Origin of the sequence: Microbulbifer sp. TB1203, assembly GCF_030997045.1 — a bacterium.
Classification (GTDB): domain Bacteria; phylum Pseudomonadota; class Gammaproteobacteria; order Pseudomonadales; family Cellvibrionaceae; genus Microbulbifer.
This window is the reverse complement of record NZ_CP116899.1, coordinates 1,861,621-1,884,596: the sequence shown is the minus strand read 5'-3', so window position 1 is coordinate 1,884,596 and position 22,976 is coordinate 1,861,621. Positions and strand designations below refer to the sequence as shown.

Annotated in this window: 19 protein-coding genes and 2 tRNA genes; 18 read left to right on the top strand and 3 right to left on the bottom strand. The window is 61.6% G+C overall.

Going from position 1 to position 22,976, the window contains the following annotated elements:
* The 3 genes from PP263_RS08025 to PP263_RS08015 all read left to right on the top strand — a co-directional run bounded on the left by PP263_RS08025 (position 1) and on the right by PP263_RS08015 (position 2,960).
* A complete protein-coding gene (locus PP263_RS08025; RefSeq protein WP_308367880.1) occupies positions 1-591 on the top strand; it encodes a DsbE family thiol:disulfide interchange protein in 591 nt (196 codons plus the stop codon).
* On the top strand, positions 554-1,150 hold the full coding sequence (locus PP263_RS08020) for a YigZ family protein (protein ID WP_308367879.1): 597 nt from the start codon (positions 554-556) through the stop codon (positions 1,148-1,150). Before PP263_RS08025 ends, PP263_RS08020 begins: the two co-directional genes overlap by 38 nt.
* A 286-nt stretch (positions 1,151-1,436) precedes the next feature.
* A complete protein-coding gene (locus PP263_RS08015; protein WP_308367878.1) occupies positions 1,437-2,960 on the top strand; it encodes a BCCT family transporter in 1,524 nt (507 codons plus the stop codon).
* A 180-nt stretch (positions 2,961-3,140) separates the two neighbouring features.
* Here the strand turns inward: PP263_RS08015 and PP263_RS08010 are convergent.
* Both PP263_RS08010 and PP263_RS08005 read right to left on the bottom strand, forming a co-directional pair.
* A tRNA-Asp gene (locus tag PP263_RS08010) sits at positions 3,141-3,217 on the bottom strand.
* Between the two features lie 49 nt (positions 3,218-3,266).
* Positions 3,267-3,342, bottom strand: a tRNA-Val gene (locus PP263_RS08005).
* A gap of 165 nt (positions 3,343-3,507) precedes the next feature.
* Here PP263_RS08005 and PP263_RS08000 point away from each other — a divergent pair.
* From PP263_RS08000 to PP263_RS07940, 13 genes are all read left to right on the top strand, one after another.
* Positions 3,508-4,023 carry a cytochrome c-type biogenesis protein CcmH gene (locus tag PP263_RS08000; protein WP_308367877.1) on the top strand — a complete coding sequence of 172 codons (516 nt, stop codon included), beginning with the start codon at positions 3,508-3,510 and terminating at the stop codon, positions 4,021-4,023.
* A complete protein-coding gene (gene ccmI, locus PP263_RS07995; protein ID WP_308367876.1) occupies positions 4,016-5,239 on the top strand; it encodes a c-type cytochrome biogenesis protein CcmI in 1,224 nt (407 codons plus the stop codon). Before PP263_RS08000 ends, ccmI begins: the two co-directional genes overlap by 8 nt.
* A gap of 184 nt (positions 5,240-5,423) precedes the next feature.
* Positions 5,424-8,936, top strand: a complete 3,513-nt coding sequence (smc, locus tag PP263_RS07990) for a chromosome segregation protein SMC (protein WP_308367875.1) — start codon at positions 5,424-5,426, stop codon at positions 8,934-8,936.
* 24 nt (positions 8,937-8,960) lie between these two features.
* Complete coding sequence (gene zipA, locus PP263_RS07985; RefSeq protein ID WP_308367874.1) at positions 8,961-10,046, top strand: cell division protein ZipA; 1,086 nt, start codon at positions 8,961-8,963, stop codon at positions 10,044-10,046.
* 153 nt (positions 10,047-10,199) lie between these two features.
* Positions 10,200-12,248 (top strand): NAD-dependent DNA ligase LigA, encoded by a 2,049-nt coding sequence (gene ligA / locus PP263_RS07980; protein ID WP_308367873.1) that lies wholly within the window; start codon positions 10,200-10,202, stop codon positions 12,246-12,248.
* Positions 12,249-12,571: 323 nt separating this feature from the next.
* A complete protein-coding gene (locus tag PP263_RS07975; protein WP_183458578.1) occupies positions 12,572-13,006 on the top strand; it encodes a hypothetical protein in 435 nt (144 codons plus the stop codon).
* A gap of 79 nt (positions 13,007-13,085) precedes the next feature.
* Positions 13,086-13,529, top strand: a complete 444-nt coding sequence (locus PP263_RS07970; RefSeq protein WP_308367871.1) for a DUF4399 domain-containing protein — start codon at positions 13,086-13,088, stop codon at positions 13,527-13,529.
* 39 nt (positions 13,530-13,568) lie between these two features.
* Positions 13,569-14,945, top strand: coding sequence for a class II fumarate hydratase (locus tag PP263_RS07965; protein ID WP_308367870.1), 1,377 nt, complete (start codon positions 13,569-13,571; stop codon positions 14,943-14,945).
* Positions 14,946-15,095: 150 nt separating this feature from the next.
* Entirely contained in the window at positions 15,096-15,299 is a 204-nt protein-coding gene (locus tag PP263_RS07960) for a hypothetical protein (protein WP_308367869.1), read from the top strand.
* A 69-nt stretch (positions 15,300-15,368) separates the two neighbouring features.
* Positions 15,369-16,421, top strand: a complete 1,053-nt coding sequence (locus tag PP263_RS07955) for an AraC family transcriptional regulator ligand-binding domain-containing protein (protein WP_308367868.1) — start codon at positions 15,369-15,371, stop codon at positions 16,419-16,421.
* 416 nt (positions 16,422-16,837) lie between these two features.
* On the top strand, positions 16,838-18,631 hold the full coding sequence (locus PP263_RS07950) for an acyl-CoA dehydrogenase C-terminal domain-containing protein (RefSeq protein WP_308367867.1): 1,794 nt from the start codon (positions 16,838-16,840) through the stop codon (positions 18,629-18,631).
* A gap of 365 nt (positions 18,632-18,996) precedes the next feature.
* Positions 18,997-19,272, top strand: coding sequence for an SCP2 sterol-binding domain-containing protein (locus PP263_RS07945; protein ID WP_374693703.1), 276 nt, complete (start codon positions 18,997-18,999; stop codon positions 19,270-19,272).
* Positions 19,273-19,362: 90 nt separating this feature from the next.
* Positions 19,363-21,000 (top strand): AMP-binding protein, encoded by a 1,638-nt coding sequence (locus tag PP263_RS07940; protein ID WP_308367865.1) that lies wholly within the window; start codon positions 19,363-19,365, stop codon positions 20,998-21,000.
* Between the two features lie 178 nt (positions 21,001-21,178).
* On the opposite strand, the gene PP263_RS07935 is transcribed toward PP263_RS07940, so the two are convergent.
* On the bottom strand, positions 21,179-21,820 hold the full coding sequence (locus tag PP263_RS07935; RefSeq protein ID WP_308367864.1) for a glutathione S-transferase family protein: 642 nt from the start codon (positions 21,818-21,820) through the stop codon (positions 21,179-21,181).
* Positions 21,821-21,933: 113 nt separating this feature from the next.
* On the opposite strand from PP263_RS07935, the gene PP263_RS07930 reads away from it, so the two are divergent.
* Together PP263_RS07930 and PP263_RS07925 are read left to right on the top strand one after the other, a co-directional pair.
* Complete coding sequence (locus tag PP263_RS07930) at positions 21,934-22,377, top strand: helix-turn-helix domain-containing protein (RefSeq protein ID WP_308367863.1); 444 nt, start codon at positions 21,934-21,936, stop codon at positions 22,375-22,377.
* A 182-nt stretch (positions 22,378-22,559) separates the two neighbouring features.
* Positions 22,560-22,964, top strand: coding sequence for a YciI family protein (locus PP263_RS07925; RefSeq protein WP_183458556.1), 405 nt, complete (start codon positions 22,560-22,562; stop codon positions 22,962-22,964).
* The last annotated feature ends 12 nt before the right edge of the window (positions 22,965-22,976 follow it).

Sequence of the window (22,976 nt, the reverse complement as noted above, 5' to 3'; positions counted from 1 at the left end):
GTGGCGCGACTGAAACTGTTTCTGCCGTTGATTATCTTCGCCGCGCTGGCGCTGCTGTTCTGGCGCGGTCTCTCCCTCAATCCCCAGGATATGCCCTCCGCCCTGCTCAACAAGCCGGTGCCGCAATTTTCCCTGCCGCAGTTGGCCGAGAGTGGAAAAGAAAAAAATATGCAACGTAGCGATCTGCCGGCGAAACCGCTGTTGCTGAATGTGTGGGCGACTTGGTGCATTGCCTGCCGTGTGGAGCATCCCTTTTTAAACAAGCTGGCGGAAGAGGGCGTGCCCATCGTGGGCATCAACCTGAAAGACGACGGTGCGGAAGCGCAGAAATGGCTGGAAAAATTCCACAATCCCTACCTGTTCAGCATCGCCGACAAAGAGGGGCGCCTGGCCCTGGACCTGGGCGTGTTCGGCGCGCCGGAAACCTTCCTGGTGGATGCGGAGGGAGTGATTCGCTGCAAACATGTGGGCGTGGTGGACGACCGCATTTGGCAGACCAAGCTGCAGCCGCTGTATCAGAAACTGCAACAACAGCGCTGGGACGAATTTGCCGGTGAGCTATCAGATTCCCTGCTCGCCCGTTGTCGCTGAGACGGAAGAAAAGAAAAGCCGCTTTATCTGCTGGCTCGGACCGGTGGGAAATAAAGCGGCCTTCCAGCAGCAGCTGGACGCCGTCCGCGCGCAATACCCGGACGCCACCCACCACTGTACCGCAGTGGTGATCGGCAACCCCTCAAACCCCGAAGTGATGCAGGCGGACGACGACGGCGAGCCCGGCGGCAGCGCCGGGCGCCCCATGCTCGAACTGCTGCTCAAGCAGCAGGTAGGCAATGTGGGTGCCATCGTCACCCGCTATTTCGGCGGCACCAAACTCGGCGTCGGCGGTCTGATGCGCGCCTACCGCGGCGCAGTGGGCACCGCACTGCAACAGGCCGAGCTCAAACCCTTCGTTCCCCTGCTGCAGGTACAGGTAACCTGCGACTTCGCCCAGGAATCCCGCCTGCGCTTCCTGGTCGGGCAGCAGGGAGGCACTTGCGAGGATGCGGATTACAGCGAAAAGGTCAGCATGCAGCTGAAACTACCTCAAGATCAGTGGCCGGCGCTGAGAGAGCAACTGTTGGCGGAAAGCTTCAAAATCCTCATTGACTAGCCCCCGGGACCGCGGAGCCCCAGCTCCGCCTGGGAACGCCGAGCTCCAGCTCGGCAGGCCCCGCAAAGCGGGGCCATACCCCGAAACTTGCCTAGCTCTCCATACAGCGATACTTTTGCCGGGAAGCACCACACCGATAACAACAAACAGGAAGCCACCTAAATGCTACAGGCTCTCATCCTCGGCCTGTTCAAACTCCTCGAACGCGGCAGGGACCGCTTCGTCTTGGGGGCGACCAGTGACTAGCCGCGCGGGCCTTGTTTATTATCGCAAAACGATAGGGCATTTGAAGCCCATTACCTTCTGGCCCGCGCTGGCCGGCATTCTGGCAGTGCTGGCAGCCACCGCGGTGGATAAACAAAACTTTATCCAGCTCACTTCCGCCGTCAACGCAGCGATAATCGAAAACTTTTCCTTCCTGTTTCTCTACGGCGCCCTGGCACTGCTCGCCCTGTGTATTTATATTTTCTTCTCACCCCTCGGCCGAGTGCGTATCGGTGGGGACGGCGCTCAGCCCATCTATTCTCCTTTTCGCTGGTTTTCGGTATCCCTCACCACAGTCATCGCCATGGGTATCCTGTTCTGGGCGGTGGCGGAACCGGTGGTACACCTCCATGAACCGCCGCCCTTTACCGGCGTTGAACCGGGCGGCGCAGAGGCGATGCGCTTTGCCATGTCCAGTGTGTTCGTACACTGGACCCTGGCGCCCTACGCCATCTACACCGTCGCCGCTCTGGCCTTCGCCCTGGCTTTCTATAATTGCGGCCACAGCTTTTCCGTGGGCTCCCTGTTGCGGCCCTTGCTGGGAGATCACTTGGGGGAGAAGACTGCACAAGGTATCGATGCACTGGTACTGTTCGCCGTGGTGGTGGGAATGTCCGCGGTGCTGAGTGCCGGCCTGCTGCTGATTGGCGACGGCTTGCAGGTGCTGTTCGGCATCCCCAAGTCGCCGCAGGTCTACGCCGCCACCGCGGCGTTTATCGTCGCCGTCGCGCTGCTCTCCGCCGCCAGCGGCCTGGGCCAGGGCATACAGGTGCTGGCCCGTATCAATACGGTGTTGTTCGTATTGCTGATGCTGTATGTGCTGGTTGTGGGGCCCAGTATCTTTATCATCAAACTGGGCAGCCAATCCCTGGCCGAATACCTGACCGGCTTTATCCCGCGTCACCTGCTTTTCAATGAGCCCGCATCCAGCCGCTGGTCCGGCTGGTGGACCACTGCCTTCTTCGCCAGTTGGTTTGCCTGGGCGCCCTTGTCCTGCCTGTTTCTGGGCAAGATAGCCCGGGGTTACACAGTGCGGCAGTTTATTCTGGTCAATTTGCTGCTGCCGTCCATTTTTGGCTTTTTATGGTTTTCCACCTTTGGGCTCTCCGCGCTGTATTTCGATATCCAGAATGGCGGTGCCATGTACGGTGTCTATCGGAGCGAGGGACTGGCAGCTATGGCCTACCAGCTGTTCAGTTATCTGCCCGGCAGCATTGTGCTCAGCCTGTTTTTTATCTTCGCCTGTTTTATCTCTTTCATTACTGCAACGGATTCCAATACGGATGCGATAGGCGGGCTCTGCATGCGCTCGGTCACCGCCGAGCATATGGGATCGCCGTTTGGGATCAAGCTGCTGTGGGCCGGTGTGATTGGGATTGTGGGCTGGTGTAGCGCCACTTACCTCGGTTCCGATGGGATCAAGATGTTGGCCAATTTGGCGGGGTTGCCTGGGGTTTTGATTGTTTTGGGGAGTGGGGGAAGTCTGGGGCTTATGGCTTATCGGGTCCACTTGACGAAGGATTACGAAGAGGAGGGAGCCAATTGAATTTTATTGGAAAGATTGTCGCCCTGCTGCTGGCTTGAACCGGATGGGACTGATGAGCGCCGTCATGGCGCTCACCCTTCGGGCGCCTTCGGCATCCAAAATTGCTCCCGGCAATTTTGTCGTAGCCGGTCCGCCATATACAAAAAAGCCCCTCTCTTGCGAGAAGGGCTTTTTTGTATATGGCGGACCGGACGGGACTCGAACCCGCGACCTCCGGCGTGACAGGCCGGCATTCTAACCAACTGAACTACCGGTCCGCGATCCCTGCTTCCCCTGTGAAAACCTGCTCGGCAGGTGAAAGGAAAGTGGTGGGTGGTACAGGGGTCGAACCTGTGACCTACGGCTTGTAAGGCCGCCGCTCTCCCAACTGAGCTAACCACCCCGCGTCAGGAGCTGCGTATCTTAATGATATTTTTTTGCCCGTCAACGCCTCCGGTGAAAAAATTTTTGTCTTTCAATAAGTTAAGCCACCTTCCCGGAGACATCGGGGCGTGTGCCCCGTCCGGTGGCGCTGCTATAATCGCGCAAATTTCCGCCGGAGACCCCCGTGAGACAGACAAGCTGTCGAGCCCTGATTGCCGCGGCACTGTGTGCCTGCCTGTCCCTCGCCGCGCTGGCGACAGTGGAGGTGGAGCAGCTGTCCACGCCGGAGCTGCAGGCGCGCTATGAAGTGCTGATCGAGGAGATGCGCTGCCCCAAATGCCAGAACCAGAACCTGGCGGGTTCCGACTCGCCGGTGGCGGGGGATCTGCGCCGGGAGATCCGCCGGCTGCTGGAAGAGGGTTTCACGGATCGGGAAATATCCGACTACATGGTGGCCCGCTATGGGGATTTTGTGCTCTACCGCCCCCCGCTGCAGCGCAATACGCTGGCCCTGTGGCTGGCGCCTGGGGTGTTTGCGGCCATCGGGCTGCTGGTGCTAATAGTGATCGTTGTGCGCTCGCGCAGCGGCTCCGGCGCACGCCAGGAGGACGCCAGCGGCGAATTGAGCGAAGACGAGCGCCGGCGGCTGCGACAGCTGCTGGGGGAAGACGAGAGCGGCGGGAAGCGACAAGATGACTGAACTCTGGCTGGGCCTGGCGCTGCTGATTCTGCCGCTGGCCTTTGTAATTCTGTGGCCGGCGCTGCGCGGCATTGGCGCCCGGCAGGACTCCGACAAGCGCGCGGCGCTGGCGGCCCTGTATCGCGAACAGCGCGCGGAACTGCAATCCGCCCTGGACAGCGGTTCGATCGACCGGCAGCAGTATGCGCAACTGGAAGCGGAGATGGCGCGCAACCTGCTCGCGGCGGAGGAGTCCGCTGGTGCGAATGTCTCCTCCGGCGGCGGCCGTAGCCTGCTGATCGGCCTGGCGGCGCTGGTGCCACTGTTGGCGCTGGGGCTCTACGCCTTCTCAGACCGCTACGACGACTTGGCGCTGTATCGGGATGTCGTCGCCAGCCAGCAGGGGCGCTCCGACGAGCAGACCGAGGCGCGGATCACCCGCCAGCTGCGCGAGCGCACACAAACCCACCCGGAAGACCTTACCGGCCGCTATGTGCTGGCACAGCGCCTGCTGGTAAGTGGTGACCCGCTTGGCGCAGTGGCTGAGTATCGCGCGATAGTGGCCAGCGAGCCGCAGGCGGTGGGGATCAAGGCGGAACTGGCGCAGGCGCTGTTCTTCGCCGGCGGTTCCCGGATCACCGAAGAGGTGCGCGAATTGGTGCACGAGGTGCTGCAGGTACAGCCGGGTAACGGCACCGCGCTTGGCCTGGCGGGCATTGCCGCCTTCGACCGGGACGAATATCGGGCGGCGCGGGATTACTGGCAGCGCGCGCTGGACCAGCTGTCGCCGGATTCTACGGCGGCGCAGGCGCTGGCCGCCGGAGTGGCCCGGGCCGAGGCTGCGCTGGCGGAAAAGGGTGACCCGGTGGCGGCCAAGGCCGACGCCACGGCTGCCGACGGCCCGTCAATTCGTGTGCAGGTGAAGTTGGGCACAGGGGTTTCCCCCGAGCCCGCCACCCCGGTATTTATATACGCCCGCGGCGCCGACAGTCCCATGCCGCTGGCCATCGTCAAACTCACTGCCGGCCAACTGCCCGCCGAGGTGGTGCTGGATGAATCCCGCGCGATGATGCCGGGGCGCTCCCTGAAGGGTGCGGATTCAGTGCAGCTGGTGGCGCGACTGGCCATCAACGGCGACGCGAGACCGGCGCCGGGGGACTGGCAGGGCGCGGTGGAATCGCTGCCCAAAGCCGAGTGGGGAGAGCCGCAGACCATTACCATCGACGACAAGCTGTAGGAGCGGTCCGGCCGCTCCTACACAATCCTGCGAATCCCGGGGCCTGCGACCCACTTGCGGAGCTGGAGCTCCGCGTTCCCAGCTTGTGAAATATGCGCTGAAACCACTGCCGCCGCCATGTACAATCGCGTATTTGGTGCGGCCACCGCTCGCCGGCATAGAACAAATACCGAGTTAACAATACATGCGTCTGAAGTGCATCAAGCTTGCGGGTTTCAAATCCTTTGTTGACCCGACCACTGTCTATTTTCCGTCCAACCTGAGCGCCGTGGTCGGCCCCAACGGCTGTGGCAAGTCCAACACCATCGATGCGGTGCGCTGGGTGATGGGCGAATCGTCCGCGAAGAACCTGCGCGGCGACTCCATGACCGACGTGATCTTCAACGGCTCCAGTGGCCGCAAGCCGGTGGGCCAGGCCTCCATCGAACTGGTGTTCGACAACTCACAAGGCAAGCTGCAAGGCGCCTACGCCGCCTTCGCCGAGATCTCGGTCAAGCGCAAGGTGACGCGGGACGGCCAGAACAACTATTACCTCAACGGCGACAAATGCCGCCGTCGCGACGTGACCGACCTGTTCCTGGGCACCGGCCTGGGCCCGCGCAGCTATGCGATTATCGAACAGGGCATGATCTCCAAGCTGATCGAGGCCAAGCCGGAAGAGCTGCGCGTATTCATCGAGGAGGCGGCCGGTATCTCCAAGTACAAGGAGCGCCGCCGCGACACCGAAAACCGCATGCGCCGCACCAAGGAGAACCTGGAGCGCCTGACCGATATCCGCGACGAACTGGACCGCCAGTTGTCCCGCCTGGAGCGCCAGTCTGCAGCGGCGGAAAAATACAGTCGCTTCAAAGAGGAAGAGCGCAGCCACAAGGCCCACCTGCAGGCACTGAAGTACCGCGACCTGAACGACCAGTCCAGGGCCAAGCAACAACAGATCGGCGAGCTGGAGCTCACCGTGGAAGAGCTGGTGACCCGCCAGGTCAGCTGCGACACCGATATCGAACAGAAGCGCGTGGGTTATCACGAGCTGTCCGACAGCTTCAACGAGGTGCAGGGCCGCTTCTACGCCGTGGGCGCGGATATCGCGCGCCTGGAGCAGAGCATCGCCCACGCCCGCGAGCGCAACACCCGCCTGCAGTCGGATATCCAGCAGAACGAACAGGAATACCGCGAGGCGGAGACCGGCCTGGAGGCGGACCGGGAAAAGGCCGCCCAGTTCGAGGCCGAACTGGAAGTGATCGTGCCGGACCTGGAGATGGTCCAGGCCGCCGAGGAGGACTCCGCCCAGGCGCTGCTGAGCGCCGAAGACGCCATGCGCGACTGGCAGAACGAGTGGGACCAGTTCAACCAGGGCGCCTCCGGCTCGCGCCAGAAGGCGGAAGTGCAGCAGTCCCGCATCCAGCACCTGGAGACCTCCCGCCAGCGCCTGCAGGAGCGCATCAACAAGCTGCAGGCGGAGCAGGCGGGCCTCAGGGACAGCGGCGATGACGGCGAATTCGAGCAGCTGAACGAACAACTCGCCGAACTGGAACTGCAAGTGGGCGAGCGCCGCGAAGCGGTCGCCGAGAAAAATGAATCCCTCGTCGAACTGCGCGGCCGCGAGAGCGATATCGCCTCCGGGCTGGACCAGTTGCGCCTGCAACTGCAGACCAGCCGCGGCCGCCAGGCCTCCCTGGAAGCGCTGCAACAGGCGGCGCTGGGGCAGGGCAAAGCGGTGGAGAACTGGCTGCAGCAGCAGGCGCTCGCCGACAAACCGCGCCTGGCGGACCAGATCAGCGCCAGCCCCGGCTGGGAAAAGGCCGTGGAAACGGTGCTCGGCGCCCAACTGCAGGCAGTCTGTGTCGATCAGCTCGAGAGCCTCAGTGACGGCCTCTCCACCCTGGAGAGCGGCCAGGCAGTGTTTATCGACGGCGCCGGTGTCAGCCCCGCCACCGGCGGCAGCCTGCCAGCGCTGGCGGATGTGGTGCAGGTTGAAAAAGGCCCGCAGTCCCTGGCCGGTATCCTGTCCGGTATCTACACCGCGGAAGACCTGAACGCGGCGCTTTCCAGCCGGGCCCGATTGCAGGCTCACGAATCCATAGTCACCAAAGACGGCCTCTGGCTCGGCCCCAACTGGCTGCGGGTCAGCCGCGCCACCGACGCCGAGGCCGGCGTGCTGGCGCGCAAGCAGGAACTGGAGGAGCTGGAAGCTTCCATCGCTGCCTGCGAGGAGCAGATCGAGCAACAGGCGGAAGAGCGCGAGGCGCTGCGCCGCCGGGCCGTGGAGCTGGAGAGCGGTATCGAGCAGTCGCGCAACGAGGTGGAGCAGTTCAGCCGCCGCGAGGCGGAACTGCGCAGCCAGCTGTCCGCCCGCCGCGCCCGCGCCGAGCAGATGGACGAGCGCCGCACCCGGGTGGAGCAGGAAATTACCGAAGTGCGCGAGCAGTTGGAACTGGAGGGCGAATCCCTGTCTGAAGCGCGGCTGCTGTTGCAGGAGGCGGTGGAGGCCATGAGCGACGACACCGACCGCCGCGAAACTTTATTGGCGAGACGCGATGAGCTGCGCGAGGCCCTGGATGCGGCGCGCCAGCGCGCTCGCGAGGACAAGGACCGCGCCCACGAACTGGCCATGCGCGAGCAGTCGGTGCGCACCCAGATGATATCCCTGGAGCGCACCCTGCAGGTGATGCGCGAGCAGTTGGAGCGCCTGCGCAGCCGCCGCGAACTATTGCAGGAACAGATGGCCGAGACCCAGGACCCGTCCCAGGACTTTCGGGCCGAGCTGGAGGAAAAACTGGCCGAGCGTCTGGAAGTGGAAGCTGAACTGGGCGAGGCGCGCAAGAAACTGGAAGAAGTGGAGAGCGGCCTTCGCGAGCGGGAACAGGAGCGCCACAAGGTGGAATCCGCCCTGCAAGGAGTGCGCGCACAGCTGGAGCAGGAGCGCCTGGCCGAGCAGACTTTAGAGGTACAGCGTAACGGCCTCGTGGAGCAGTTGCGTGAGACCGATTTCGAGGTGGAGCAACTGCTGGAGGAACTAGCGGACGACCTGACCATCGAATCTGTACAACAGGACCTGGAACTGGTCGCCGCGCGCATCTCGCGCCTGGGGCCGATCAACCTGGCGGCGATCGACGAATACAAACAGGAATCCGAGCGCAAGAACTACCTGGACCGCCAGTACGGCGACCTCACCGACGCGCTGGAAACCCTGGAAAACGCCATCAAGAAAATCGACCGGGAGACCCGCACCCGCTTCAAGGAGACCTTCGACCAGGTCAACAGCGGCCTGCAGGAACTCTTCCCGAAAGTATTCGGCGGCGGCCATGCCTACCTGGAGTTGACCGGCGAGGACCTGCTGGATACAGGCATTGCGATCATGGCGCGCCCCCCGGGCAAGCGCAACAGCACCATTCACCTGCTCTCAGGTGGGGAAAAGGCGCTCACCGCCATCGCGCTGGTGTTTTCCATCTTCCGCCTCAACCCGGCGCCCTTCTGTATGCTGGACGAGGTGGATGCGCCGCTGGACGACGCCAACGTGGGCCGCTACGCGCGCATGGTGCAGGAAATGTCGGAGCATGTGCAATTTATCTATATTACCCACAACAAAATCGCCATGGAGATGGCTCACCAGTTGCTGGGGGTCACCATGCACGAACCGGGCGTATCCCGCCTGGTATCCGTGGATGTGGAAGAGGCGGCCGAACTGGCATCCGCGTAGGGAGGCGTAAAGGAGAGACGCTCAATGGGTAACTGGCTGATTACAATTCTCGCACTGGTGTTGTTGCTCGCAATACTGGACGGTGTGCGGCGGGCGATCAAAAAGCAGCGCTCGGCGATGAAGGTTTCCCGCAACCTGTCCCGGGCCATGCAGCGGGACACCTATGGTGACGGTGATGAAGAAGTGCTGCCGCCGCCGCGCAGTGCGGGCAAAGACACTTCCGTAGAGGGCGAAGAGGAATATCTGGATCCGGAGGAAGAGGCCAGGCGCCGGCAGATCGCCGCGGAGCTGCCGGGCCAGGTGCGCGTGGTGCAGCGCCGCGCCCTGGAGGAGGCCCTGCAGGTGAACCGCCTGGTGCAGGAGACTTTCCAGTCCTCGCGCAAACCCCTGGCCGGCAGTAGTCCCCACAGGGAAGAACCCGGGAGGGACGAGCCGGAACAGACATCCCTGAACCTGGAAGAGCAGGTGCCCACACTGATGGAGTCGGTGGGCGATGATGCGCGCCGCGAGCCGGCACTGGACGAATCCGCGAGCCTGGAAGCGCTGAACGACATGCCCGCGGCGGAAGAGACGGCGCCGCCGCCCGCGGAGGCGCCGCTGCCCACGGAAAGGTCGCGCAGAGCAGAAAAAGCGGCGAGCAAGCCGAAGAAAAAACACCAGGAGAAATCCCCGGTGGAAGAAGTACTGATTATCAACATCATGGCGCAGGAAGGGGATCGCTTCGAGGGCAATGACCTGTTGCGGGTGCTGCTGGCGGCGGGAATGCGCTTCGGCGATATGAATATTTTCCACTACCATGCCGGCGGTGGGGCGGACGGCCCGGTGATTTTCAGCCTCGCCAATATGGTGGTGCCCGGCACCTTTGACCTCACCCAGATGGAAGAATTTACCAGCCCCGGGGTCAGCCTGTTCCTGGCCCTGCCCATCGGGGGCGAGGCGATCAAGGCGTTCGAAATCCTGCTCTCCACCTCGCGCCAGATTGCCGAGCAGCTGGGCGGCGAGCTCAAGGACGAGAACCGCAGCGTGTTCACCGCCCAGACCGCGGAACACTACCGCCAGCGGGTGATGGAATACCAGCGCCGCAAGGCGCTGGCCAGAGCGCAGGCGTAACCCAGGCCCGCCCTGTAGGAGCGGCCCATGGCCGCGATCGGATTTGCTTCGTAGCTTGTGCCGATCGCGGCCATGGGCGGATGGCCGCCCCGCCGCTCCTACAATGTAAAATCCCATTCTTCGGCAAGAATTTCCTGTTTGTGCAAAACCACAATGATTAAAAAAATTCCTTCTGAAAAACACCAGCGCGCACAGGAACTCCGCGAAATCCTCCAGCGCGCCAATTACCATTACTATGTACTGGACAATCCGGAACTCCCGGACGCGGAGTACGACCGCCGCCTGCGCGAGCTGCAGGAACTTGAGAGGGAATACCCGCAACTGGCCACCGCCGATTCCCCCACCCAGCGGGTGGGGGGTGAGCCGCTCACCGCCTTCGCCGAGGTGCGCCACGCTGTGCCGATGCTTTCACTCGACAACGCCTTCAACGAGGAGGAACTGCTCGAATTCGACCGCCGGGTGCGCGATCGCCTGAACACCGGGAATCCGGTGGAATACGCCTGCGAGCCCAAGCTGGACGGCATCGCCGTCAGCCTGATGTATCGCGACGGCGTGCTGGAGCGCGCGGCCACCCGCGGCGACGGCACCACCGGCGAGGACATCACCCGCAATGTGCGCACCATCGGCTCCGTGCCCCTGCGGCTGATGGAAGATGGTGTGCCCCACAAGGTGCCAGAGTTGCTCGAGGTGCGTGGCGAGATCTATATGCCCCGGGACGGCTTCGCCAAACTGAACGACGAGGCGGCGAAGGCCGGAGAGAAAACTTTCGTCAATCCGCGCAATGCCGCCGCCGGCAGTCTGCGACAGCTGGATTCACGCATTACCGCCAGGCGACCGCTGGAGCTGTGCGTCTACGGGGTGGGCCTGGTGGAGGGCGCCGCGCTGCCGGGCCGGCACACGGAGATATTGCAGCAGCTCAACCGCTGGGGTTTCCGCATCAACAGTGAAATGGCTGCGGCGAAGGATATCCAGGGCTGCATCGACTACTACAAAAAGCTCGGCGAAAAACGCGAGCAACTGGCCTACGACATCGACGGCATCGTCTTCAAAGTCAACGATATCGGCCTGCAAAGGCGGCTCGGCTTCGTCGCCCGCGCGCCGCGCTGGGCCATGGCCTACAAGTTTCCCGCCCAGGAGGAAATGACCGAACTGCTGGACGTGGAATTCCAGGTGGGGCGCACCGGCGCGGTAACCCCGGTGGCGCGCCTCCAGCCGGTGTTCGTCGGTGGTGTAACCGTCTCCAACGCTACCTTGCACAACCGCGACGAGATAGAGCGCCTGGGCGTGATGGTCGGCGACACGGTGGTGATCCGTCGCGCCGGCGATGTGATTCCCCAGGTGGTTTCCGTGGTGGAGAGCCGGCGCCCGGAAAATGTCCGCGCGATCGAATTTCCCACCCACTGCCCGGTGTGCGATTCGCCGGTGGAGTCCACTCCCGGCGAAGCGGTGGCCCGCTGCAGCGGCGGCCTGATCTGCAGCGCCCAGCGCAAGCAGGCGATCAAGCACTTCGCCTCGCGTAAGGCCATGGATATCGACGGTCTCGGCGACAAGCTGGTGGACCAGTTGGTGGAGGGGGGGCTGCTGCACTCGGTGTCGGGCCTCTACCACCTGTCGCTGGAGCAACTGGCGGAGCTGCCGCGCATGGGGCAGAAGTCCGCGCAGAACCTGCTCGACGCCCTGGAGCGCAGCAAAGCCACCGCCCTACCCAAATTCCTCTATGCCCTGGGCATTCGCGAAGTGGGCGAGGCAACCGCGCGCAACCTGGCGCGACACTTCGGCGACCTGGAACCCTTGGCGCGGGCGGACGAGGAGGAATTGCAGCAGGTGGAGGACGTGGGTCCGGTAGTGGCGCACTTTGTGGCGGAATTCTTCCAACAGGCCCACGCCCAGGAGGAGATAGAGGCGCTGCGCCAGGCCGGAGTGCACTGGGAACCGGAAGAGCAGAATGGCGAAGAGCAGCCGCTTGCCGGCCAGACCTGGGTGCTCACCGGCAAACTGGAGACCCTGTCCCGCAGCGAGGCCAAGGATTATCTGCAGCGCCTCGGTGCCAAGGTGGCCGGCAGTGTGTCCGCCAACACCGCCAGTGTGATTGCCGGTCCCGGCGCCGGTTCAAAACTGAACAAGGCGCGGGAGCTGGATATTCCCACCATGGACGAGGAAGAGTTTCTCGATATGTTGCGCGACCGCGGCATCGAAATCTGATCGCGTCGCGCGCCGTCGTTAGAGCCTGTTTACGTTCTATGGTGCTGCACGTCCAGTGTGAGGGCGGGAGAGTTCTTCGCGAGATTCTAAACAGGCTCTTACAATTTTTTGAACGCCAGCCATCGTCATACCGGCGCAGGCCGGTATCCAGTTGCCGGCACAGCCCGTATTGCGATCAGACTTTGATCAAAAAAATAATCGGGTTTTTTTCAATTGCGACCCCGGTTATAGCTTTCTCCCGGCTTCGCCGTTAAAGTGGAACGCTATGAGTTGATTGCGCCGGATAATTTTTATCCAGCACTGCCGCACTGAGGAAAAGAATAGTGGTCCAGGGCGATCAGGAATCCATTGTCTACGGCTGTATCAAAGACAGCAACAGCCTCGCCGGAGGTTCGGATCGCCGGCGGGTCAACCGGGAGGCTGTGCTCAACCTGCCAAGCGCCGATGAGCGATCCCTTTTGTGCCGGGATATGTTTTCCATTCCCACGATCAAGGTGAAGCAGTCCCAGTACCAGACCGATGTGATCCATTTTGGTGCTTCCTATCGCGCGGTCGAGTACGAGTGGAGCCACTGGATCGAGAAGTTCGAGGAACTGTTGCGGAGCATGTACTGGGTGTCCGCCACGGTGCACCTGGAAACCGAACTCTCCGGTACCCACTCCTTTACCTGGGAGGCTGCGGGCCTCTACCACGAGCCCGGCAGCGGCGAAATGCAGGTGCGTTGCGAGTGGACCCAGGAGGGCAGGGTCAGCGTGTGACCGCGATATGAATCCGCGGGGTGGATGTGCTGCGATTATTCTTTCTACTACTTAATTGGCATCAGCAAAGGGAGTTTTTATGAAAGCTTATCAATCCATAGTTCTGGCCGGCACCTTGCTGTTTTCCTCTCTGTTGCAGGCACAGGAACAAAAGCCGCTGGAGCTGATCTCCGAGGCTCCGGAAGGCGCAGAGGTCTATATTATTTCCCCGAAAGACGGCGAAAAGGTCGGTGAAACTTTCACGGTTCGCTTCGGCCTCTCCGGTATGGGTGTTGCCCCGGCGGGTGTGAACAAGGCGGACACCGGCCACCATCACCTGCTGATCGACCTGGAGGAGATACCGGACCTGAGCAAACCCCTGCCGTCTTCGGACAAGGTGATCCACTTCGGCGGCGGCCAGACCGAAACCCAGGTTACCCTGCCGCCGGGCGTGCACACGCTGCAGCTTGTTCTGGGCAACTACCTGCACATTCCCCACAAGAAGCCGGTGGTTTCCAAGAAGATCACCTTAGAGGTTCAATAGACACCGCTAGTGGCGCGCTCTGCGCAGGGACAGCCAGCCATGAAAAAAAAGTTCCGCACCGAAAAAGACAGCCTGGGCGACGTGCAGGTGCCACAGGGCGCGCTCTATGGTGCGCAAACCCAGCGCGCCGCCGACAATTTTCCGGTGAGTGGCTACCGGATGCCGGAAGAATTTATTCGCGCGATGGTGTTGATCAAAAAGTCCGCCGCCGAGGCCAATCGCGACCTCGGCCTTCTGGACGAACAACTGGCTGCCGCCATTGTCGCCGCCTGTGATGCCGTCAGCGGCGAGGATTTCGCCGCGCAGTTTCCCCTCGATGTTTTCCAGACCGGCTCCGGCACCAGTTCCAATATGAATGTGAACGAGGTGCTGGCCCATATTGCCGAGCGGGACAGCGGTGTGGAAGTGCACCCCAACGACCACGTCAATATGAGCCAGAGCAGCAACGATGTGGTTCCCAGTGCCATTCACGTATCCGCGTTGCTGGCGGTGCGGGACGATTTGCTGCCGGCGTTGCGCCACCTGCACCGCCAGTTGTGCGACAAGGCGGACAGCGTCACCGATGTGGTGAAAACCGGGCGCACCCATCTGATGGATGCGGTGCCCATGACCCTGGCCCAGGAGATTTCTGCCTGGGCGGATCAAGTGGAATCCTGCCGCGAGCGCATACGCGGCACCCTGCCGCGGCTGGCGCAGTTGGCCCAGGGCGGCACCGCCATCGGCACCGGCCTGAACGCCCACCCGCGCTTTGCGGAATTGTTCGCGCAGAAACTCAGTGCCAACAGCACCCAGCAGTTTCGTCCCGCGGAAAATTTGTTTACGGCGATCGCCACTCAGGACACTGCGGTGGAGGTGTCGGGCCAGTTGAAGGTACTGGCGGTGGCATTGATGAAAATCGCCAACGATCTGCGCTGGATGAACAGCGGCCCGCTGGCGGGCTTCGCAGAAATCGAATTGCAGGCGTTGCAGCCGGGCAGCAGCATTATGCCCGGCAAGATAAACCCGGTGATTGCCGAGTCCGCGGCCATGGCTGCGGCCCAGGTGATAGGCAACGATACCACCATCACTGTGGCCGGGCAGAGCGGCAATTTCCAGCTCAACGTGATGCTGCCGGTGATCGCTTACAACCTGCTGGAAAGCATCCGCCTGATGGCCAACAGCGCGCGGTTGCTGGCGGACAAGGCCATCGCCACCTTTGCGGTCAAGCGCGAGAATATGGAGCGGACACTGGCGCGCAACCCGATCCTGGTAACGGCACTGAATCCCGTGATCGGCTATGCCCGGGCGGCGGAAATCGCCAAGAAGGCCTACAGCAGCGGCCGGCCGATTCTGGATGTGGCGCGGGAGATGACCGATCTGGGCGAGGACGAGTTGAAGCGGCTGCTGGACCCCAGATCAATGATCGGTGACCAGTGATCAAAGTCCATTGGTATCTGGTAACCGGTAACTGATCATTGGTATTTGACACCGGCCGGCGGATGGCTCAGGATTTTGCGCCGCAATGACTCCGGCGACCGTCGAGTCCGGCCGGGAGTCCATTTTCACCCCAATCGCCGGTAGATTCCCATGGCTAGAAAATCCCGCCGCTCCTTCATTACCAGTGTCCTCGCCTGTGTCGCCTTCGTCGTGGCGGCGGTGTGGAGCTGGGACCTGCCGGTGGAAGATGTGATTTCCTACCTGGTGCTGCTGCTGATTTTTCTGCTGGTGATTATCGTCGCTGCGCTGGGTTTTGGTGCTCTGCTGAGCTGGCTGCGCAGGCGCAGGAAATAATGGGCACCTCCCACAATCTCTTGCGGGTGCGCCTGGTGGCGGCTCGCTACAGTTTTTAGAGGTGCCGGGATGAGCGTGACGGAAGAGGACATCCGTATTCCCATCGCCTACCTGGAGCGGCTGCTGGAGGAGGCGGCGCGGCATGGCTGCGACCGCGCGGAGCTGCTGGCTTCGGTCGGCATCGAGGAGTCGGAGTTGCAGGGGCGGGCGGCGTTTTCCGCGCTGAAATACGGTCGCCTTTACCAACGGGTGATGTGGCAGGTGCAGGACGAGTGGTTCGGCATGCTCAGCGGCGGTCGGGTGCGCTCCGGCTCCTTTCGCCTGTTGTGCCTCACCGTGGTCAACTGCGCAACCGTCCGCCAGGCCATCACCCTGAGTGCGGAGTTCATGGAGATTTGCCGCGGTTTCAAGGTGAAGCCGGTCCTGGAACCCGCCGGTACCGGTCGCGAGCGGGTGGTGATCCGTGGAATCAGTTCCCTGGCGGAAGGCGAGTTTCAAAAACTGATCGCGCAGACGGACCCGGGAGTGGTCCGCACGACCCTGGCGGTATGGCACCGCTTCTACTGCTGGCTGGTGGGGCGCGAGATCCCGCTGGCGCGGCTGCACTTTTCCTTTCCCTGCCCGGAGGAGTTCCGCACTCTGGCCCAGAGCGAGGCGGGGGAGCTGCTGTTCGAGCAGGAGGCCAACGCCCTGGAGTACGACAGCCGCTATCTGGATTACCCGGTGGTGCAGAATCCGCAGACGGTGGAGGACTTTATCCGCACCGCCCCCTACCACCTGGTGATCAGCGACGGCAGTGCCAACAGCATCAAGACCAAGGTGAAGACCATCCTGAACCGCGATGTGAGCGAATCCATGCCCGCGGCGGAAGTGGTGGCGGAGCGCCTGAATATGTCGGTCACCACCCTGCGGCGGCGACTGCAGCAGGAGGGCACCTCCTATCAGAAGCTGAAGGACGAGTGCCGCATGGAGGCTGCGTTTCACTACCTAAGCTGCCCGGACCTGTCCAATGCGCAGATCGCGGAAATGCTCGGTTTCGACGAGTCCAGCGCCTTCTTCCGCGCCTTCAAGAAATGGACCGGCGTCACCCCGGGTGAGTACCGCAGCCGCAAAGCCGGCTAACCCTGGGAACGCCGAGCTCCAGCTCGGCAGGGTTGCAGCCCGCTCGGGCGAATGCCGTGGCGGCCCTGCTACCGGTAGCCGTTCGTTCAACAGCCTTATCGGTCTGTTTATCAGCCGCAGGCGCTTTTCTCGAACGGCTACCGGTAGCAGGGCCTTCGCATCAAGCTTCGGTATTCCCGGAGCCCCGAAGGCGAGTAGTTACCTCCAAATTCCTGAGAGGCGAACACCAGGTTCGCCCCTACAATGACATTGCCGAGCCCATCCCGACGCCCAGATTTGTCACCGCTTTGGACGGATTTCGCCATAGTGGCCTCCGCCGACTTGCTACTATGATGAACAAATCGTAAATTTGAGTCACAAAGTTGACCGTCCGGTCCCCGGGATCGGAGCCACAACAGCGAATTGAGGGTAGCAGGATGACCGATATCAAGATTCCACTGCGCGATATGCGCTTCGCCATGCGCGAACTATTCGACTGGGATCAGCACTACGCCTCCCTGGGCTACGAGGAAGCCACTCCGGATCTGGTGGACGCCATCCTGGAGGAGGGCGCCAAGTTCTGCGAGAACGTGCTGGCGCCGCTGAACCAGATCGGCGACCAGCAGGGTTGTACCTGGAAGGACGGCGAAGTCATCACTCCCGAGGGCTTCAAGGAAGCCTACCAGCAGTTTGTGGAAGCCGGCTGGCCCTCCCTGGCCCACGATGTGGAGCATGGCGGCCAGGGCCTGCCTCCCTCCCTGGGCACGCTGATGAGCGAGATGGTGGGCACCGCCAACTGGTCCTGGGGTATGTACCCGGGCCTGTCCCACGGCGCCATGAATACCCTGGAGGCCCACGGCACTCCGGAGCAGAAGGAAACCTACCTGACCAGGCTGGTGGAGGGTTCCTGGACCGGCACCATGTGCCTCACCGAGCCCCACTGCGGCACCGACCTGGGCATCCTGCGTACCAAGGCCGAGCCCAACGCGGACGGCTCCTATGCCATCACCGGCACCAAGATCTTTATCTCCGCCGGCGAACACGACATGGCGGAAAATATCGTGCACATCGTGCTCGCCCGCCTGCCCGACGCCCCTCCCGGCACCAAGGGCATCTCCCTGTTTATCGTGCCCAAGTTCCTGCCCAACGCGGACGGAACTATCGGCGAGCGCAACGGCGTGGTTTGCGGTTCCCTGGAGCACAAGATGGGGATCCACGGCAACGCCACGGCGGTGCTCAACTTCGACGGGGCCAAAGGTTTTTTGATCGGGCCGCCGAACAAGGGTTTGAACTGCATGTTCACCTTTATGAACACCGCGCGCCTGGGCACCGCCCTGCAGGGTCTCGCCCACGCCGAGGCCGGCTTCCAGAAATCCCTGGCCTATGCCAAGGACCGTTTGCAGATGCGCGCCCTGTCCGGCCCGAAAAATCCGCAGGGCCCGGCGGACCCGATTATCGTGCACCCGGACGTGCGCCGTATGCTGCTGACCCAAAAGGCCTTCGCCGAGGGCGGCCGCATGCTGATCCTGCTGTGCGCACAGCAGGTGGATCGCACCCACAAAGGTAGCGAGGAGGAGAAAAAGGAAGCCGACGAACTGCTGGCCTTCCTGACGCCGATCGCCAAGGCCTTCCTCACCGAAACCGGTTTCGAGTCCGCCAACCTGGGCCTGCAGTGCTTCGGTGGTCACGGCTATATCGCCGAGTGGGGCATGGAACAGAATGTGCGCGACGCGCGTATCGCCACCATCTACGAGGGCACCACCGGAGTCCAGGCGCTGGACCTGTTGGGTCGCAAGGTGCTGATGAGCCAGGGCGAACTGCTGCGCCGTTTCACCAAAGTCGTGCACAAGTTCTGCCAGGGGGAAGTCGACAACGAGGCTCTGTCCCCGTTTATCGGCACACTGCAGGAGCTGAACAAACAGTGGGGCGATCTTACCCTGCACGTGGGCGCCAAGGCGATGGAAAACCCGGATGAAGTGGGAGCTGCCTCCGTGGACTACCTGATGTTCTCCGGTTATGCCGTCCAGGCCTATCTCTGGGCCCGCGTGGCCAAGGTGGCCAATGACAAACTGGCCGAGGGCTCCGGCGAGGCGGATTTCTACAAGGCCAAGCTGGCCACCGCGCGCTTCTTCTACGACCGCATAGTGCCGCGCACCGCCGCCCACGCCGCGGCGATCCAGAGTGGCGCGGACAACCTGATGGAGCTGGATGCAGAGCACTTCGCTTTCTGAGCCCTGTTGCCAATAAAAAACCGCCGCTGCCCCGGCGGTTTTTTATTGCACCCCTTGTAGGAGCGGCCGTTGGCCGCGATCGGACTGCGATTCAATCCACAGCCATTGATTCGCGCGATAGCTCGGCACATCCATGTGCCTCGGCCTTCAGCCAGCTAAAGCTGTTCAAATCCACTCCTGGCGGATTTGTCCATGTGGCGCTCGCCCTACGGGCGCCTTCGGCGCCCAAATTGGTTCCCGACCCATTTGTCGCGGCCAACGGCTGCTCCTACGAGGGGGAATACAAACTATAAAAAACTTTCGGAATTGACCGCCCCATGCAACTGCCGGACCACACACTCACCCGCCTGCGGCGCCTAACTTGTTTGCACCCACTCACTCGGGTACAGTTCCGGCTACCGGATGCCAGCGATTTTTACATTCTCCTTTCGGGTCAATCCGGCGACAATGCTGCGGTGCAGAAACCGGGACAGACGGAGGGGGCGGCGCTGGTACTGGAAATGTCACAGAGCACACTCAGCGCGGTCATCGACGGTCGTCTCAGCGCGCGCCACGCGTTTCTACTGGGGGAAATCCGCTATTCCGGGGACCGGGAACTGGCGGCCTCACTAGCAGACCTTTTCTGCGCTAAAGAACAATAAATAGTGTCCGTATTCCTCGCAGTTTGGGCGATTTCGTCTATAAAAACGGAAGGTGCGGGCAAACGACAACAATAGACTGGGAGAAGACAGTTGGACATCGAACGCAGCATACTCGAGGTATTTTCAGACGCCTGCGCCAGGTTCAGTGACAGGCCGGCATTTACCTGCCTGGGGCAGACGCTCTCCATCGGCGATATCGACAAACTGAGCGCAAAGTTTGCCTCCTACCTGCAAAACCACACCGACCTGGAGCCCGGCGATCGCATCGCCGTGCAACTGCCCAATGTGCTGCAGTACCCGGTAGTCGTGTTCGGCGCCCTGCGCGCTGGGCTGGTGGTGGTGAATACCAATCCCCTGTACACCCAGCGCGAGCTGAAACACCAGCTCAACGACGCCGGTGCCAAGGCGCTGGTGGTGCTCGCCAATATCGCCGATACCGCTTCCCAGGTGGTTCCCGAGACCGGCGTCGAGCAGGTGATCGTCAGTGAAATCGCCGACCTGCACAGCCCGGTCAAACGGGTGCTGATCAACAGCGTCGCCAAGTACATCAAGAAAATGGTGCCCGAATTCTCCTTCGCCAACCAGGTGAACTTCCGGGACGCCATGGCCCTGGGTGGCAAGCAGCCCCACAGCGACGTACAGCGGACGCCGGACGATATCGCCGTGCTGCAGTACACCGGCGGCACCACTGGCGTGGCCAAAGGCGCCATGCTCACCAACCGCAACCTGGTGGCCAATATGGAACAGGTGCGCGAGGCCCTGGGCGATTCCATGAAAGAGGGTGCGGAACTCTATGTGGCACCGCTGCCCCTGTACCATATCTACGCCTTCACCATTCACTGCATGTGCCTGTTCGCCACCGGCAACCACTCCCTGCTGATCCCCAATCCGCGGGATATTCCGGCGTTCGTGAAGACTCTCAAAGGGCTGCGCTTTACCGGCTTTGCCGGTCTCAATACCCTGTTCAACGGCCTGATGCGCAACCCGGATTTCGCCAACCTGGATTTCAGCAAGCTGCACACCACCTGTTCCGGCGGCATGGCGCTCACCCGCGATACCGCCAACCGCTGGAAAAAAATAACCGGCTGCCCGGTGACCGAGGGCTACGGCCTGACAGAAACCTCTCCGGTGGTTTCCTTCAACCCCACGGAAGCGGTGCAGATGGGTACCGTGGGTGTACCGGTTCCGGGTACCGAAGTGAAAGTGATCGACGAAAACGACAACGACCTGCCCAACAACTCCCCGGGTGAGCTGTGCGTGCGCGGCCCGCAGGTAATGAAGGGCTACTGGCAGCGCCCCGAGGCTACGGCGGAGTCCATCGATAGTGACGGCTGGCTGAGGACCGGCGATATGGCGGTGATCCAGGACGACGGCTATATCAGGATCGTCGACCGCAAGAAAGACATGATCATCGTCTCCGGCTTCAACGTCTATCCCAATGAGATCGAGGACGTGGTCAGCACTCATGACAAGGTCGCAGAGGCCGCGGCCATCGGCATCCCCGACGAAAAGAGCGGCGAACTGGTCAAACTGTTTGTGGTCAAGGCCGATCCCTCCCTCACCGAAGAGGAGGTGCTCGCCTACTGCCGGGAAAACATGACCGCTTACAAGGTGCCCAAGCAGGTAGAGTTTCGCGAAGAACTGCCGAAGACCAATGTGGGCAAAATTCTGCGCCGGGCGCTGCGCGATGAGGAATTGAAAAAATCCGAGACGCCGGTAAGTGCCTGATTTCCGCTCTCCCAAATAAAAAACCCCGCTGGAGACAGCGGGGTTTTTGGTGAAGCACATCCCTGTGCTTCATCCTCCGGGTCAGCTAAAACCGACCCGAAGCACTCCCGGCGCTTTTGTGCGGGAGGACCAATCACAGTCTTTAACGCAGCTGCATTCAGATCCGAGCAACCTCACCTCAGAGAAAAGCAAAAAGCTTGCCACCGGGCAGCCGTTCCATCGCCTGCTCAAAGGCCGGTCTTCCCTTGATGCGGTGATACCACGCCAGTACAGCGGGATAGTCGTCGAAGCTGGCCGAGGTGAGCTCGTGGGTGTGGCAGTAACTGAAGCCGATCAGGTCGGCGATTGTCAGGTCATCGCCCGCCAGGAAGGGGTGCGCGGACAGCTGCTTTTCAATGACGGGGAGCTGAGCAGTCAGGAACTGCGTGGCCTCCTCAACGGCGCCACCATCTGGGTTGCCGCCCAGTGCCTTCGGCCTGACCACCTCTTCAAATACCAGCACGGTCAGATGGCGGCCGATATGCAGTGCCATTAAATCGACCCACTGATTGATCCGGGCCCGAGACTCCGGAGAATCCGCATAGAGTCGATTACCGCTGCGCTCGGCCAACAGGCGGCAGATGGAGTTGCTTTCAAAATAGTGGTTGCCGTCCAGTTCCACCGCAGGCACTTTGCCCAGCGGGTGGCGCTGCAGGTGCACAGGCGTTTTGTGTTCGCCGGCTTGGGCATCCAGCAGATGCAACTGGTAGTCGAGGCCCAGCTCTTCGGCAGTCAGGAGCACCTTGACCAGGTTGAAAGTGGGAAAGCTGTAAATATTCACCGCAATTATCTCCTTTTGGGTTAGAGCGCGAATTCATTTCGATATACTTGCATTTCGCAAGTACGTTAGACAGATTAATTGCGAAATGCAAGTATATTTCCTAAACTGATTTTATGCCCAACTGCCCTGATACCATCCCCGCTACCGTGCGCTCCCGCTGTGCCCTGGCCAACGGTCTCGAAATCCTCGGCGATCGCTGGACATTGTTGATCATTCGCGACCTGATGTTTACCAACCGCCGCGAGTTTCGCCATTTCCTCGCGTCCAGCGAGGGCATTTCCACCAATATCCTCACCGACCGGCTACAGCGCCTGCAAGGCGCCGGTATTATCAGCAAACGCCCTCACCCCGACCACGGTAAAAAATTCATTTACGAACTCACCGCCGCCGGCCGGGCCCTGGCGCCTACCATGATCGAATTCGCCCTGTGGGCGCTACACACCATCGAAGGCACCTTCCTGCCGCAGCCACTGCTCGACATGATGGAAAATCACCGGGGTAAACTGATCGAAAAGATCACGAGGGGCGAGTATCTGCTGGAACTTGATCTGCGGTGAGAGTGCGAGGGCTGTCTCCCGGGGCGCGGTAGTAGAACTCGATCGGGTAGTTGCAATCGCGCGATAAGAATTCTGGCGACAGTGTCGAAACCTGGTCGCGCCGCTCGACTATTGTGTGAGACGGCAATTTGCCATTTGAATCGCATTCAATAAATTTTGACTATTACTACAGGAGAGTGGTTATGCGTTTCATGATGTTGATGATTCCCAAGGGTTACGAGAAGGCCGAGCCGGGCGCTATGCCGGAGACGGACGCCGTGGAGGCGATGATGAAGTATAACGCCGAGTTGCAGGAGGCCGGGGTGCTGCTCAGCCTGGAGGGGTTGCATCCACTCTCCATGGGGGCACGGGTGTCCTTCAGCGACGGTGTGCCCACGGTTACCGACGGCCCTTTTGTGGAAACCAACGAAGTGCTGGGTGGTTTCTGGATGATCAACGTGGCATCCAAGGAGGAGGCGATCGAGTGGGCCAAACGCTGCCCGGCGTCCGATAACGAGATTATAGAGCTGCGCCAGGTACAGGAGTTCGAAGACTTCCCGGAGGATGTGCAGGAGGCCGCCGCCGAGTTCAAGGCCATACAATCATAACGATTCAATAAA